1 protein-coding gene is annotated in these 1874 nt (G+C 69.9%); it reads left to right on the forward strand.

The window, feature by feature from the left end; all coding sequences use genetic code 11:
* Positions 1–1874 (forward strand): condensation domain-containing protein (locus AB0I15_RS66765; RefSeq protein WP_358121170.1); only part of this gene is annotated, 1874 nt, incomplete at both ends.

Here is a 1874-nt window from a genome sequence, read left to right on the forward strand (position 1 = left end):
GAGCAGGTCAAGGTGCGGGGTTTCCGGATCGAGTTGGGTGAGGTGCAGGCTGTGGTGGCCGCTCATCCGGGGGTGGGTCAGGCGGTGGTGGTGGCCCGGGAGGATGTTCCGGGTGACAAGCGGTTGGTCGCCTATGTGGTGCCGGCCGATCCGGATCCGTATCTGGTCGAGTCGGTCCGGTCGTACACGATGGATCGGTTGCCGTCGTACATGGTGCCGTCGGCGATCGTCATGCTGGATGGTCTGCCGCTGAACGCCAACGGCAAACTCGACCGCAAAGCCCTCCCCGCCCCCGAATACACGACAGGCGCGGGTCGCGCACCGGCCAACGTGCGCGAAGAGATCCTCTGCGCGACGTTCGCCGAGGTCCTCGGCCTGGAAAGCGTCGGCGTGGACGACGACTTCTTCACCCTCGGCGGCCACTCACTGCTCGCGATCCGCCTGGTGGCGCTGCTGCGGGCACGCGGCGTCGCGGTGTCCGTACGCGCCCTGTTCGAGGCCCCGACCCCGGCCGGGCTGGCACGGTCGGCGGACGAGACGCAGGCGGCCGTACCCGAGAACCTGATCCCCGCCGACGCCACCGCCATCACCCCGGACATGCTGCCCCTGGTGGAGCTGACCACCGGCGAGATCGACCGGATCGCGGCCACGGTGGAGGGTAGCGCGGCCAACATCGCCGACATCTACCCGCTTGCCCCGCTTCAAGAAGGTCTGCTCTTCCATCACCTGCTGGCGGAGGGCGGCCAGGACGCCTACGTGATGCCGACGGTGCTGGAGTTCGACTCGCGCGAGCGGCTCGACTCGTTCGCGAACGCCTTGCAGCAGGTGATCGACCGGCACGACATCTACCGCACCTCCATCGTCTGGGACGGGCTGCGCGAGCCGGTGCAGGTCGTGTGGCGCCGTGCGACGCTGCCGATCCAGGAACTCGCACTGGACCCGCAGAGCGCCGACCCGGTCGCCGAACTCGTGGCAGGCGGCGGCACGTCCATGGACCTCGACAGGGCCCCACTGATCCGGATGCACACGGCGGCCCTGCCCGACACCGGCAAGTGGCTGGCCCTGGTCCGGATCCACCACATGGCGCAGGACCACACCGCCCTGGAGGTGCTGCTCGAAGAGGTACGAGCCTTCCTCACCGGCCAAGGCCGGCGACTGGCCGCGCCGCTGCCGTTCCGGGACTTCGTCGCCCAGGCCAGGACCGGAGCCGAACGCGCCGAGCACGAGCGCTACTTCACCGAACTGCTCGGCGACGTGACCGAGCCGACCGCGCCGTACGGGATGGTGGACGCACGCCGCGACGGCATGGACACGGTCCGGGCCCGCGTCGACTTCGAGGCCGGACTGCACACCCGGCTGCTGGAGGTCGCGCGCCGGGTGGGGGCGAGTCCGGCGACGTTGCTGCACGTGGCGTGGGCGCGGGCGCTGGCGGCGGTGTCGGGTCGTGACGACGTGGTGTTCGGCACGGTCCTGTTCGGCCGCATGAGCACGAGCGCCGGTTCGGAACGCGTCCCGGGCCCCTTCATCAACACGCTGCCGGTGCGCGTGCGTACCCATGACGTGGGCGTACTGGGTGCCGTGGCGGCGATGCGGAGCCAGCTCGCCGGTCTGGTGGAGCATGAGCACGCGCCGTTGACGCTGGCGCAGCAGGCCAGCGGTGTGTCGGGTGACATGCCGCTGTTCACCGCGCTGTTCAACTACCGCCACAACACCCCCGGCGAGTCCAACGGACCGGACGCCGGCCAGGGCCTCGACGGAATCAGGCGGGTCTACTTCAAGGAGCGCACCAACTATCCGTTGCTGGTGTCGGTGGATGACGACGGGGATCGGATTTCGCTGGCGGTGGACGCGGTGGCGCCGATCGATCCTCGGGA

The organism is Nonomuraea sp. NPDC050643 (genome assembly GCF_040654715.1).
Taxonomy (GTDB): Bacteria; Actinomycetota; Actinomycetes; order Streptosporangiales; family Streptosporangiaceae; genus Nonomuraea.